An 11,028-nucleotide genomic window follows, 5' to 3' on the forward strand; every position below is an offset into this window, starting at 1 on the left:
CCGATCATGTTTCCATACCCGGCGGGGGCCTTCGACCCTGCTGCGGCGGGCGCTCCCCCGCTAGGCTCGGAGGGTGACCGAACGCGCTCCCGTCTCCCGCAAACTCTCCGCAATCGCCGAATCCGCGACCCTCAAGGTCGATGCGAAGGCAAAGGCGCTGCAGGCAGCCGGACGCCCCGTCATCTCCTACGCCGCCGGCGAGCCCGACTTCCCGACGCCGGAGTTCATCGTGGATGCGGCCGCGGAGGCGCTGAAAGACCCGGCGAACTTCCGTTACACGCCCGCCGTGGGTCTTCCCGCGCTGCGCGAGGCGATCGCCGCCAAGACGCTCCGCGACTCCGGCCTCGAGGTCTCGCCCTCGCAGATCATCGTGACCAACGGCGGCAAGCAGTCGGTCTACCAGGCGTTCCAGGCCGTCGTGAACCCGGGCGACGAGGTTCTGCTGCCCGCGCCGTACTGGACCACCTACCCCGAGACCATCCGCCTCGCCGACGGCGTGCCCGTCGAGGTCTTCGCCGGCGCGGACCAGGACTACAAGGTCACGGTCGATCAGCTCGAGGCCGCGCGCACTGACCGCACGACGGTGCTCGTGTTCGTCTCGCCGTCCAACCCCACCGGCAGCGTCTACACGCCGGAGGAGACACGCGCGATCGGCGAGTGGGCCCTCGCGCACGGCATCTGGGTCATCACCGACGAGATCTACCAGAACCTCGTCTACGAGGGCGTGCGGGCCGTGTCCATCGTCGAGGCCGTGCCGGCGCTCGCCGGCCAGACGATCCTCGTCAACGGCGTCGCGAAGACGTACGCGATGACCGGCTGGCGTGTGGGCTGGATGGTGGGCCCCGCGGACGCGATCAAGGTCGCGGCCAACCTGCAGTCGCACCTGTCGAGCAACGTGAACAACATCGCGCAGCGCGCCGCCCTCGCGGCCCTCACGGGCCCGCAGGACGAAGCCGAGACGATGCGGGTCGCGTTCGACCGACGCCGCCGCCTCATCGTCGACGAGCTGTCGAAGATCGACGGCGTCACGGTTCCGAACCCGCTCGGCGCGTTCTACGTCTACCCCGACGTGCGGGGTTTGCTGGGCCGCGAGTGGGAGGGCGTCACCCCGACGACGACGCTCGAGCTCGCCGACCTCATCCTCGAGAAGGCCGAGGTCGCCGTCGTTCCCGGCGAGGCGTTCGGACCGTCCGGCTACCTGCGCCTCTCGTATGCGCTGGGTGACGACGCCCTGCTCGAGGGCGTTCAGCGCCTGCAGCGTCTGTTCGCCTGACGCGGAGCCCGCGGCAGAGCGTCCTCAGCTTCATCCGAGGGCATCCGTGAGCTCGGCGATCAGACCACGAGCGGTCTCTCGGCTGGATGCGGTCGTCTCAGCTTCGGCTGAGACCAGTCGTGTGAGCACCCATCGGGCGCCCATGAGCGCCTCCGAGCCCGTGCTCGCGTACCGCGTGATGTCGTCGAGCTCGTCGGCCCAGCCGAGCAGTCCCTCGACCCGCAGCCGTTCGGCGAAGGCGCTCAGCTGCCTCCAGAGATCGTCAGCCATCAGTCGTCTCCGCCGCGCGCGATGCTCCGGAGGAGGCTCCCGGCACCTCGATCGTGATCCGGGAGCCGCCCTCGATCACGCCGTGACCCTTGTCGGGTGTGGGAGCGGGGACGGGGATCTCCTGCTCCGCCTCCCATACAAGCCGTGCCTCGTGCGCGGACGGGTGGAAGAGCTCGTCGAATCCGAGCAGCCCGCCCGACGAGCCCGCCTCCCCGCCGTCCGATCGCTGGCGGCGGTGGGTGGAGATGCTCACGAACACGAAGACCAGCGGGATGCTCAGCACGAGGACGATGGTCCCCCACCCCAGCACGTCGCTCATCTCGATGCGTCAGTGCTCGTACGTGCCGTGGATGATGGCGCGGCCGAGGGTCTTGAACGCGAGGTTGAACGAGACCACGGCGGGTGAGGCGTCCGCATCCACTCCGAGCGTCGGCTCGGACACGGCGTGCACGACGAAGTAGTACCGGTGCACCTGGTCGCCCTCGGGCGGCGCGGCGCCCATGAAGCCAGCCTGTCCGCCGTCGTTGCGCACGTGGAAGGCTCCTGCGGGAAGCTCGGCCGCGGCGGCTCCGGTGTCGAGCGACGTGACGGATGCGGGCACGTCGACGAGCACCCAGTGCCAGAAGCCACTGGGGGTCGGGGCGTCGGGGTCGAAGCAGGTGACGACGTAGGACTGCGTCCCCTCGGGAGCACCCGACCACGACAGCTGCGGCGAGGTGTCGCCGAGGGCGGCGACCTGGTCGTCCTTCAGCGGCGCGCCGTCGATGACGTCGTCGCTGGTGACGGTGAACGCGGCCACCGCGGGAAGAAGCGGATACGGGTCCGGCGTCTGGGGACGGGTGAGATCGGTCATGGCACCGAGCCTACGCACGGGGCGTGCGAGCGGACAGGGAGTTGCGGACTCCCATCGACCGGATCTGCGGGCCGCCGACCACCGAGAACCGCTACACAATTGCGCATCCGCCACAGAGAAGAACTGTCGCGGATGCGGAAACCTGCCGCATCCGCGCAAGGGCGACGCAACTCGGGCATATGCCGGCGGCCAGACCCGCCGCGGGCTAGGCGCGGGAGCCCTGGGCGCAGAGGGCGTCGCCGGCGGCGCTGCGGTAGTACAGCACCGCGCGGCCGTAGCGGGCGCGGTTGAGCAGACCCGCGCGCGCCATCACCCGCAGGTGCTGGTTGACGGCGGAGGTCGACACCCCGAGCCGCAGCGCCAGGTCGGTCGAGGATGCGGGCTCGCCGAGCTCGGTCAGCAGCACCGCGCGCGTACGCCCGAGCAGGTCGGTGACGGCCGCAGCGTCAGGGCCGACCGCGGTGGACCACATCGCGCCCTGACCTCGCGCGGGGTACATCACGGTCGGCGGCAGATCGTCGTCGATCGGGGTCGACACGCGCGCCGTGAAGATCGACGGCACGAGCGTCAGGCCGTCGCCGAGAACGGGACGATGACGCACAGCCGGGTTCCACAGCCTGACGTCCAGGTGCCGGCCGTCGTAGCGCACCGCATCCGAGAGCCCGTTCAGCACGGCTCCGATGCCCGCCCGGGCGGCGATGCGTCCGCGATAGGCGATGTCGGCCTGCATGACGGCGTGCATGCGCACCCAGTGCGGCGCGAAGCAGAGATCCCATGCCGTCGCGAGCGCGCGCTGCAGGCGTGCGACGACGACGCCGTGACGTCCGTGGAAGACACGGGGCACGCTCCCGTGCACCTTCTCGAGGTCCGCGTGCAGATGCGACCGGCTGATCCGGCCGAGGTCGGCGAGCTCGTCCTCCAGCGACGTCAGCGGCGAGGACGGACGCGGGTTCACGAAGTCCGCGACCCACCGCCTGTCGTTGACGAGCGCGAGCAGCATCTCCTCGTCGAGGAGCGAGCGCACCCCGGCGATGCGCTGCACCCAGGGGCGCTGGAGCGGGAACCATTCCGGCTCGTACAGGGCGCGCAGCGCCAGGCCGAGCTCGGACAGCGGCGAGACGCCGAAGCGGATGGCGGACACATCCGCCGCCTCCATCTCGTACCGAATCATGAAGCCATAATCTACATCGATTGCATCCGGACGAACCCGCTGCGGGAATGGAACGGTGACGAGCACCACCCCCACCGTTCCTCTGCGCACCCTCATCTCCGACGACCAGACCCTGCGTCGCCTGCTGACGATCACACTCGTCGACACCCTCGGCCGAGGCGCCTTCTTCACGCTAACGACGCTCTACCTGACCCTCATCGTCGGCGTCCCCGTCCTGTCCGTGGGCATCGGCCTGACGATCGCCGGAGCTGTCGGCGTCGCGAGCTCACTCACCTTCGGGCACTTGGCCGACCGCTTCAGCGCCCGTCGGATGCTTCTCTGGCTGCACCTGCTGCAGGGGGCGGCCCTCATCGGATACGTCTTCGTGCACGACCTGCTGACCCTCGTGATCGCCGCATCGCTGGTGACCCTCGCGCAGCAGGGCAACGCCAGCGTGCGCTCGGCCGTCGTCGGGCGCGCGTTCCTCGGCGAGGACCGCGTCCGCATCCGCGCGGCGATGCGCACCGTCACCAACGTCGGCATCGGCGTGGGGACCGCGGTCGCCGCGATCCCGCTCGCCCTCGGCACGGCCTTCGCCTTCCAGATCACGATGTCGGTCTCGGGCGCCCTGTTCCTCGTATCCGCGCTGCTGGTCACGGGCCTGTCCGCCGAGCGCGTCGACGTGCGGCGCACGTCGCCGGTCGAGACGGATGCTGACGCCGCACCGCAGAAGGGTCCGAGCCCCTACCGCGACGCGCGCTTCCTGTCGCTCACCGCGCTCATGGGCGTGTTCGGCATCCAGTTCGGGCTCTTCGAGGTCGGCGTGCCGCTCTGGGTGGTCGCGCACACCGTCGCCCCCGACGTCCTCGTGAGCCCGCTGCTGCTCGTGAACACGGTCGTCGTGGTGCTGCTGCAGGTGCGCATGAGCCGCGGCACCGGCACTTTTGCGGGGGCCGGGCGCGCCATGCGCAACGCGGGCATGCTGATGGTGCTCGCCTGCGCGCTGTGGGCGGGAGCCGGGTGGATCGGCGGCGACGGGTGGGGGCCGATCGCGCTGGCCGCCGTCATCCTGCTGGCGGCTGCTCTCGTGCACTCGCTCGCCGAGATCACCTCGAGCGCCGCCGGCTGGAGCCTGAGCTTCGACCTGGCGTCGCAGGAGCGGATGGGCAGCTACCAGGGCGTCTACGGCACCGGCTACGCCCTCGGGGCGATGATCGCGCCCGCCGTCGTGACGATGACAGCCATCAATCTCGGCACGGCCGGATGGGCGATTCTCGCGGTGATGTTCGGCGCGGCGGCCGCGGGGGTGGTGCTCATCGCGCGCCGCGCCGCGCGGGATGCGGTGACGATCGGCTAGAGCTCGACGCCGACGAGCACGGGTTCGGGCTGGAGGATCAGACCGAACTCCTGCTGCACCCGCTGCTGGATGAAGCGGGCGAGCTCGGCGATCTCGCCCGCCGTCGCCCCGCCGCGGTTCGTCAGCGCGAGGGCGTGCTTGCTCGACACCGCGGCGCGCGAGCGGCCGACGCGGAAGCCCTTGCCGATCCCCGCGTGCTCGATGAGCCACGCGGCGCTGACCTTCACGTCGATCGAGCGCACCGGGGCCGGGGGGACGTACCCGTCGAACTGGTCGAGCGGGATGACGCGCACGGGCTCGATCTCAGGCTCGAGCGGCCACCTCGGGCACTCCGCCGGGAGGGTGCGCGCGAACTCCTGCGACACCACGGCGTTCTGGAAGAACGAGCCCGCGGAGCGCGTGTCGGCGTCATCCGCATCGAGCACCATGCCCTTGCTGCGGCGGGTGGCGAGCACGGTGTCGCGCACCTCGGCGAGCGAGACGACCGCATCCGCCTCGAGACCCAGCGCCCGACGCAGCTGCTCGCCGCGCACGGGCGCCGCTCCGTGGCCCACCTGCTGCAGTTCCAGGGTGACCGAGAGGATCACGGCCCGACGGGCGGCGACGGATCCGTAGTGGTGCTTGAGCACCGAGGTGCGGAAGCCGAGGTTCAGCTCGGTGGCAGGTACCGTCGACACCTCGCCGGTGGACTCGTCGATGAGCTCGACCTCGACCAGCGTCTGCGAGATGTCCTGCCCGTACGCCCCGACGTTCTGCACGGGCGCCGCGCCCACGGTGCCGGGGATGCCGCTCATCGCCTCGATGCCGGCGAGCCCCGCCGTCACGGTGTCGGCGACCAGCGCGTCCCAGTCGTGTCCGGCCTGCACGCGCAGACGCGCGAAGCCCTCGCGGGGCGAGGGCAGCCGCTCGATGCCCCGGGTCAGCACACGCACCACGGTGCCGTCGAACGGCTCGTCGCCGACCAGGAGGTTCGACCCGCCACCGAGCACGAACCAGTCGTCGCCGTCGGCCCAGACCTCGCGCAGCGCGGCGATCAACTCGTCGCGAGACCGCGCCTCGCGCATCCGCGCAGGGGCGGCACCCGTGGCCAGCGTGGTCAGCTGCGCGAGCGGCAGCGGTTCTACGGCGGTCATGCCTCGCGGGCCACCCGCACCTGCGCCTTGCCCAGCACGGTCGTGTCGGCGTGGGTCACCGTCAGGTCGATGCGCAGCGTCTCGTCGTCGATCTGGCCGACGGTGGCGACGACGCGCACGTCGGCTCCGGTCTCGGCATCGACGACGACGGGTCGCGTGAAGCGCACGCCGTACTCGCGGATGCGGCCGGCATCTCCGAGCCAGGGCACGATCGTCTCGACCGACAGCCCCATGGTGAGCATGCCGTGGGCGAGGACGCCGGGCAGGCCGACGCGGGCGGCGACGTCGTCGCGGAAGTGGATGGGGTTGAAGTCGCCCGACGCGCCCGCGTACCGCACGAGCGACTCGCGGGTCAGGTGCACGTCGCGCTCGGCGACGACCTGGCCGATCTCGTACGCGGTCATTCCTCGCCTCCGATCAGCAGGATGGATGTGGCCGTCACGACGTGCGCGCCGGCTGCATCCGTCACCTCGGCCTCGCTCGTGACCATGGCGCCCTTGCCCACGGCGCGCACGCCCGTCACGCGCAGCTGCGCGGTGAGCTCGTCGCCTGCGACGATGGGCCGCGAGTAGCGGAAGCGCTGCTCGGCGTGGATCGTGCGCTCGAGGGCGATCCCCGAGTCGGGCTCTGCCAGCAGCTGCTGCAGGGTGAGGTCCTGGATCACCATCGCGAAGGTCGGCGGCGCGACGACGTCGGCATAGCCGAGCGCCCGGGCAGCAGCCGGATCGGTGTGCTGCGGGTCGGTGGCGAAGACGGCGCGGGCGAACTCGCGGACCTTCTCGCGACCGACGAGATACGGCGGTGTCGGCTCGAAGGCGCGCTCGACGAGGGTGGGATTCACGGGCACGGCCCCATCCTACCGAGGGGCCTGGGTCGGGCCGGGCGGAGCGGCCGTTGTTATCCCCGCCCGATCAATCGAGCTGCGCGGAGATCGCGTCGGCCTCGCTCTGGATCGTCTCGGCGGAGACGAGGTCGGAGGCCTGCGTCTTCAGCAGTTCGACGAGAGTGTTCAGCCGCGTCTGCGCAACGCCGCTGTCGTAGACGTCCGATCTGAGCTGTTGCAGCGCCTCGGCGTACAGTGCCGAGAATCCCTCGTCGGCGAGGAAGCGCTCGACGAGCACGTTGGATCGGGAACCACCGCCACCGCCCCCACCGGCACCGCCCCCACCGCCGCGTGCACCACCGCCGCCCTGCGCCGTGCGGCCTCCGGCTCCGCCACCACCGGGGCTCACACCATAGGAGAGGTTCTGGTCCCAGGCGATGACCGTGAACGTGCCGGTCGTCTCGTCCCAGCGCAGGTAGGAGTTGTTCCCGGGGCCGTCGATGTCGTCCGTGTTGGCCACGAGCTCCTGTGCCGCCAGGTACCGGGCGAACTCGTCGACGTCGAGGTAGCTCGACAGCTGGTTCGCGAACTCGTCGTCGGAGGCGGTGGCGAGGAACTCGAGGAAGTCCGCGAGCGGCGTGAAACCGTCGTCGTCGGAGAGCGAACTGCTGTTGCTCTTGAGGTCGAAGACGTCCGCGTAGTCGTCCGCGCCCTCGCCCCGGTAGGAGTAGTCCCCGCCGCTGTCGGCCTTGTAGGTGATGCCGGGGTTTTCGAACGTGTCCGAGTTCCAACCGGAGTCGTCGGGAAGATCGAGCACGAGTCGCAGTTGCTCGGCCCCACCGTTGACGCTGAAACGCACGTACGCGTATTGCTCGGCCGCGACGTCGGATGCAGCAAGCACGCTCAGCGCGACGGCTTCGTTGAGCGAGGTCTCGGTCGACGAGCCACGCACGACGAAGTCGCTGCGGCCGTCGTAGACCTGCCCGTCCACGTACTTGTCGAGCCGGATCAGCCACGGGAGACCCTCGGGCTCGGTCTCGCCGGCGGTGCCGTCTCCCGAATCCGTCTCGACGACGCCGCGCAAGGAGGAGTTGCCCTTCAACCGCAGCCCCACATTCTCGAAGACCGTGCCGTCGATCGTGACGGTCGCCGAGATCCACTCCTTCTCGCCGGAGCTCGCGTACGCGTCGAGCATGGCCTGGTAGTCGCCCTCGTCGTACGAGACGGAGATCGAGTGGACCTCGTCGGTGTTGAAGAATTCGCCCGATGCGCTCTGCTGGGCCGTCGACGTCGACGTCGAGGACGCCGCTGTCTCCGGGGCCGCGCCGACGGCGCATCCCGTCAGCACGACAGCCGCGACGGTCAGACCGGCGAGCGCGTGTGCGAGGCGTTGTGCGGGCTTCGATCCCTTGTCGTGGCGGTGGGGCATGAACCCACAGAAGCGAACTCGGCTATCAGCGACCCAGCAGCCGTCTCGGTTCGGGCTTTCCCTCTGCCCTGTCGTTGCTCAACGCTTGCGCCCGCGGACGGCTTTGACCGCCATCTGGGTGCCGATGAAGACGAGGAAGGCGGCGAACAGGATGTTGGCGACGAAAGGATCGAGCAGTGTCGCGATCCACGCTCCCAGCGCGGTGGTCGTGCAGGCGGCGACACCGACGAGAGCCGCGGCGACCAGGTCGACGTTCTTACGGCGCAGGTTGCCGATGGTCCCCGACAGGGCGGTCGGGATCATGAACAGCAGTGAGGTCCCCTTCGCCTCCAGGTCGCTCGCGCCGAACAGCAGCACGAGCACGGGGACCACGATCACTCCTCCGCCGACACCGATGAGGCCGGCCATGATCCCCGTGAAGACGCCGACGACGACCAGCGCGATGCTGGAGAAGATGGTCACCTCGATCTCCGCGTCGCGGGAGGGGATGACGAAGAACAGGCTCGCGATCACGACGACGATGAAGGCGACGAAGCCCCACCGCAGCGCCGTCTGCGAGATCTTCGGCAGCAGCCAGGTGCCGATCTGCGCGCCGATGACCGCTCCGACGGCGAGGAGGATGGCCGGCACGAGAGCGACCGAGCCGTGCACCGCGTAGGAGATGACGCCCACGGCGGCGGTCGGGACGATCGCGGCGAGCGAGGTCCCTGCGGCCAGTCGCTGGTCGAACTTCAGCAGCATGACCAGCAGCGGAACGATCACGGTGCCGCCGCCCACGCCGAACAGTCCCGACAGCAGGCCGGCCAGCAGCCCCGTCGCGATGCAGGTGAGGATGAAGGCCGGGGTGCGCGGGCGGAGCACGCGTGCGGGGGCGTCGGTCACCGGGAGAGCCTACCGTCGCCCCCGTCGTGTCACTGCACGGACCACCCTCCGTCGGACGCGAGGATCACGCCGTTGATGTTGGCGGCGTCGTCCGAGAGCAGGAAGGTGATGGATGCGGCGAGCTGCTCCGCGGTGGCCACGGTCGGGATCAGCTGCTCGAAGGGAGACACCCGGGCGCGGCCGCTCTCGGAGAGGTGCGGCGGCAGAGCGATACCGGTGGCGACGGCGCCCGGCGCCACGGCGTTGACGCGGATCCCGGCCGGGCCGTACATGAAGGCGGCCGACTTCGTGAGCCCGATCACGGCGTGCTTCGAGACGGTGTACGCGTTGCCCGCGGCGTTGCCGCGCAGCCCCGCTTCCGACGAGACGTTGACGATCGCCCCTGCCCCGGCGGCGGTCATCGCGGGGATCACCGCACGCGACAGTTTGAAGGTGCCGGTGACGTTGACCGACATGACGCGATCCCACACCGCATCCGTCGTCTCACCCAGCGGCGAGAAGTCGTCCATGATCCCGGCGACGTTCGCGAGCGCGTCGATCCGTTCTCCGGCGGCCGCGACGATCCGGTCGACGGCCTCCTGGTCGGTGATGTCGCCGGCGACGGCCACGAGCTTCTCCCCACCGTGCGCCGCCACCAGCTCGTCCAGGCGATCGGCGGAGATGTCGACGGCGACGACGCGGCCGTCCTCCCGGAGCACACGCGACGCCACGGCGCGCCCGATCCCGGATGCGGCGCCCGTGACGATCACGGTGCGACCGGCGAAGCGGCCCGCGACCACCCGCTCGACCCACGGCGCGGGGCCCGTCTGCTCGGGCATCGTGCCTCCGTTCGCCTGACGGACGAGATCGTCGACGACCGACTGCGGCAGCTGCCCCTGACTCAGCGCGACGAGCTGTTGGAGCGGCTGCGATCGAACCGGACCCAGCGCGTCCTCCGTCGTGCCGGACGCGGCGAGCAACCCGCGGATGAGGTCGCCTCCGACGGGGTGATCCAGCCATTGTGCGATCGTGCTGTTCGCGGTCAACACCACACTCTCCGACATCGCAGAGCCCTTCTCTCGAGCGGACCGTCGCCGTTCGACGGATAATCCCGCACGGGAAATACTACGCTCATCAGGACCGATGCGCCCGGGAACGATCGAGGAGACGGAGCCGACGTGACGCCAGGATCGCCCTCCCGCCGAGGACGCGGTGAACGCGCGGGGCTGGACCGCGCCGCGATCCTCGACGCGGCGCGGACGCTGCCCTCGGAGCAGCTCACGATGCAGGGCGTCGCCGACGCGCTCGGGGTCGACCGCAAGGCGCTCCATCACTACGTCCACGGGCGCGAGGGCCTGCTGGAGCTGCTGGCCGAGGACGTGTTCCTGACCCGCATCGCGGCGCTCGAGATCCCATCGGATGCTCCGTGGCCACAGGCCTGTCGCACCTTCGCCGAGGGGATACGTCAATCGCTGGTGGCCTCGGGCGCCCTCGTCGAGCACTTCCGCACCCTCTCGCGGGCGACGCTCGCCGCGGTCCGGCCCGCCGAGGTCGTGCTGGAACGGCTGCTCGACGGCGGGCTCGACGAGGTCGCCGCCGGACGCACCCTGCTGCTGTTGACGACCGTCGCCACGGGCTTCGCCCGGGAGGAGGTCGCCGCCGCGGGAGCGGGCGGGCACCCGCAGGTCGCGCAGTTCCGCGGAATGCTCCGCGAGACGGGCGCCACGGATCTCAGCGTGCTGCGCCGGCTCGACGAGAGCGGCTTCGATGCCTACGGCGATGCGCAGTTCGCCTTCGACGTCGATGCCGTCATCGCCACCGTCGAGGTCCGCCTCGCCGAGGCCGAGGTCCGCCTCGGCGACTGAGGCCCCCTCGGCGA

General features: G+C 70.5%; 13 protein-coding genes. 3 read left to right on the forward strand and 10 right to left on the reverse strand.

What is annotated here, in order from left to right; translation table 11 throughout:
• Window positions 1-73: 73 nt before the first annotated feature.
• Window positions 74-1,273, forward strand: a complete 1,200-nt coding sequence (locus EHF32_RS08985; RefSeq protein ID WP_137417862.1) for a pyridoxal phosphate-dependent aminotransferase — start codon at window positions 74-76, stop codon at window positions 1,271-1,273.
• Window positions 1,274-1,303: 30 nt separating this feature from the next.
• Here the strand turns inward: EHF32_RS08985 and EHF32_RS08990 are convergent, their stop codons facing one another.
• The 4 genes from EHF32_RS08990 to EHF32_RS09005 all read right to left on the reverse strand — a co-directional run bounded on the left by EHF32_RS08990 (window position 1,304) and on the right by EHF32_RS09005 (window position 3,567).
• Window positions 1,304-1,543 carry a hypothetical protein gene (locus EHF32_RS08990; protein WP_137417863.1) on the reverse strand — a complete coding sequence of 80 codons (240 nt, stop codon included), beginning with the start codon at window positions 1,541-1,543 and terminating at the stop codon, window positions 1,304-1,306.
• Window positions 1,536-1,862 carry a hypothetical protein gene (locus tag EHF32_RS08995; protein ID WP_137417864.1) on the reverse strand — a complete coding sequence of 109 codons (327 nt, stop codon included), beginning with the start codon at window positions 1,860-1,862 and terminating at the stop codon, window positions 1,536-1,538. The genes EHF32_RS08990 and EHF32_RS08995 overlap by 8 nt, the downstream gene beginning before the upstream one ends.
• Before the next feature lie 9 nt (window positions 1,863-1,871).
• Window positions 1,872-2,396: a YbhB/YbcL family Raf kinase inhibitor-like protein gene (locus EHF32_RS09000; protein ID WP_137417865.1), complete on the reverse strand. Its 525-nt coding sequence runs from the start codon at window positions 2,394-2,396 to the stop codon at window positions 1,872-1,874.
• Window positions 2,397-2,601: 205 nt separating this feature from the next.
• Window positions 2,602-3,567 carry an ArsR/SmtB family transcription factor gene (locus EHF32_RS09005; RefSeq protein WP_137417866.1) on the reverse strand — a complete coding sequence of 322 codons (966 nt, stop codon included), beginning with the start codon at window positions 3,565-3,567 and terminating at the stop codon, window positions 2,602-2,604.
• Between the two features lie 55 nt (window positions 3,568-3,622).
• Between EHF32_RS09005 and EHF32_RS09010 the strand changes: the two genes are divergently transcribed.
• Window positions 3,623-4,903, forward strand: coding sequence for an MFS transporter (locus EHF32_RS09010; protein WP_161594076.1), 1,281 nt, complete (start codon window positions 3,623-3,625; stop codon window positions 4,901-4,903).
• Here the strand turns inward: EHF32_RS09010 and EHF32_RS09015 are convergent.
• From EHF32_RS09015 to EHF32_RS09040, 6 genes are all read right to left on the reverse strand, one after another.
• Window positions 4,900-6,036: a UDP-N-acetylmuramate dehydrogenase gene (locus tag EHF32_RS09015; protein ID WP_137417868.1), complete on the reverse strand. Its 1,137-nt coding sequence runs from the start codon at window positions 6,034-6,036 to the stop codon at window positions 4,900-4,902. The two genes, EHF32_RS09010 and EHF32_RS09015, sit on opposite strands and share 4 nt — an antisense overlap.
• Window positions 6,033-6,440 (reverse strand): MaoC/PaaZ C-terminal domain-containing protein, encoded by a 408-nt coding sequence (locus EHF32_RS09020; protein ID WP_137417869.1) that lies wholly within the window; start codon window positions 6,438-6,440, stop codon window positions 6,033-6,035. Before EHF32_RS09020 ends, EHF32_RS09015 begins: the two co-directional genes overlap by 4 nt.
• Window positions 6,437-6,883: an FAS1-like dehydratase domain-containing protein gene (locus EHF32_RS09025; RefSeq protein WP_137417870.1), complete on the reverse strand. Its 447-nt coding sequence runs from the start codon at window positions 6,881-6,883 to the stop codon at window positions 6,437-6,439. Before EHF32_RS09025 ends, EHF32_RS09020 begins: the two co-directional genes overlap by 4 nt.
• Window positions 6,884-6,947: 64 nt before the next feature.
• Window positions 6,948-8,288: a CotH kinase family protein gene (locus tag EHF32_RS09030; protein WP_137417871.1), complete on the reverse strand. Its 1,341-nt coding sequence runs from the start codon at window positions 8,286-8,288 to the stop codon at window positions 6,948-6,950.
• A gap of 78 nt (window positions 8,289-8,366) precedes the next feature.
• Window positions 8,367-9,170 carry a sulfite exporter TauE/SafE family protein gene (locus EHF32_RS09035; RefSeq protein WP_443189846.1) on the reverse strand — a complete coding sequence of 268 codons (804 nt, stop codon included), beginning with the start codon at window positions 9,168-9,170 and terminating at the stop codon, window positions 8,367-8,369.
• A gap of 29 nt (window positions 9,171-9,199) precedes the next feature.
• Window positions 9,200-10,213 (reverse strand): SDR family NAD(P)-dependent oxidoreductase, encoded by a 1,014-nt coding sequence (locus tag EHF32_RS09040; RefSeq protein ID WP_137417872.1) that lies wholly within the window; start codon window positions 10,211-10,213, stop codon window positions 9,200-9,202.
• A gap of 114 nt (window positions 10,214-10,327) precedes the next feature.
• Between EHF32_RS09040 and EHF32_RS09045 the strand changes: the two genes are divergently transcribed.
• Complete coding sequence (locus tag EHF32_RS09045; RefSeq protein WP_137417873.1) at window positions 10,328-11,014, forward strand: TetR/AcrR family transcriptional regulator; 687 nt, start codon at window positions 10,328-10,330, stop codon at window positions 11,012-11,014.
• The last annotated feature ends 14 nt before the right edge of the window (window positions 11,015-11,028 follow it).

Origin of the sequence: Microbacterium sp. RG1 (genome assembly GCF_005347485.1) — a bacterium.
GTDB lineage: Bacteria > Actinomycetota > Actinomycetes > Actinomycetales > Microbacteriaceae > Microbacterium > Microbacterium binotii_A.

What these genes read in the sequence shown, in the direction of transcription:
- EHF32_RS09020 (WP_137417869.1), bottom strand. Translation starts at nt 6,440, where the DNA reads ATGACCGCGTACGAGATCGGCCAGGTCGTCGCCGAGCGCGACGTGCAC.
- EHF32_RS08990 (WP_137417863.1), bottom strand. Translation starts at nt 1,543, where the DNA reads ATGGCTGACGATCTCTGGAGGCAGCTGAGCGCCTTCGCCGAACGGCTG.
- EHF32_RS09030 (WP_137417871.1), bottom strand. Translation starts at nt 8,288, where the DNA reads ATGCCCCACCGCCACGACAAGGGATCGAAGCCCGCACAACGCCTCGCA.
- EHF32_RS08995 (WP_137417864.1), bottom strand. Translation starts at nt 1,862, where the DNA reads ATGAGCGACGTGCTGGGGTGGGGGACCATCGTCCTCGTGCTGAGCATC.
- EHF32_RS09005 (WP_137417866.1), bottom strand. Translation starts at nt 3,567, where the DNA reads ATGATTCGGTACGAGATGGAGGCGGCGGATGTGTCCGCCATCCGCTTC.
- EHF32_RS09015 (WP_137417868.1), bottom strand. Translation starts at nt 6,036, where the DNA reads ATGACCGCCGTAGAACCGCTGCCGCTCGCGCAGCTGACCACGCTGGCC.
- EHF32_RS09040 (WP_137417872.1), bottom strand. Translation starts at nt 10,213, where the DNA reads ATGTCGGAGAGTGTGGTGTTGACCGCGAACAGCACGATCGCACAATGG.
- EHF32_RS09000 (WP_137417865.1), bottom strand. Translation starts at nt 2,396, where the DNA reads ATGACCGATCTCACCCGTCCCCAGACGCCGGACCCGTATCCGCTTCTT.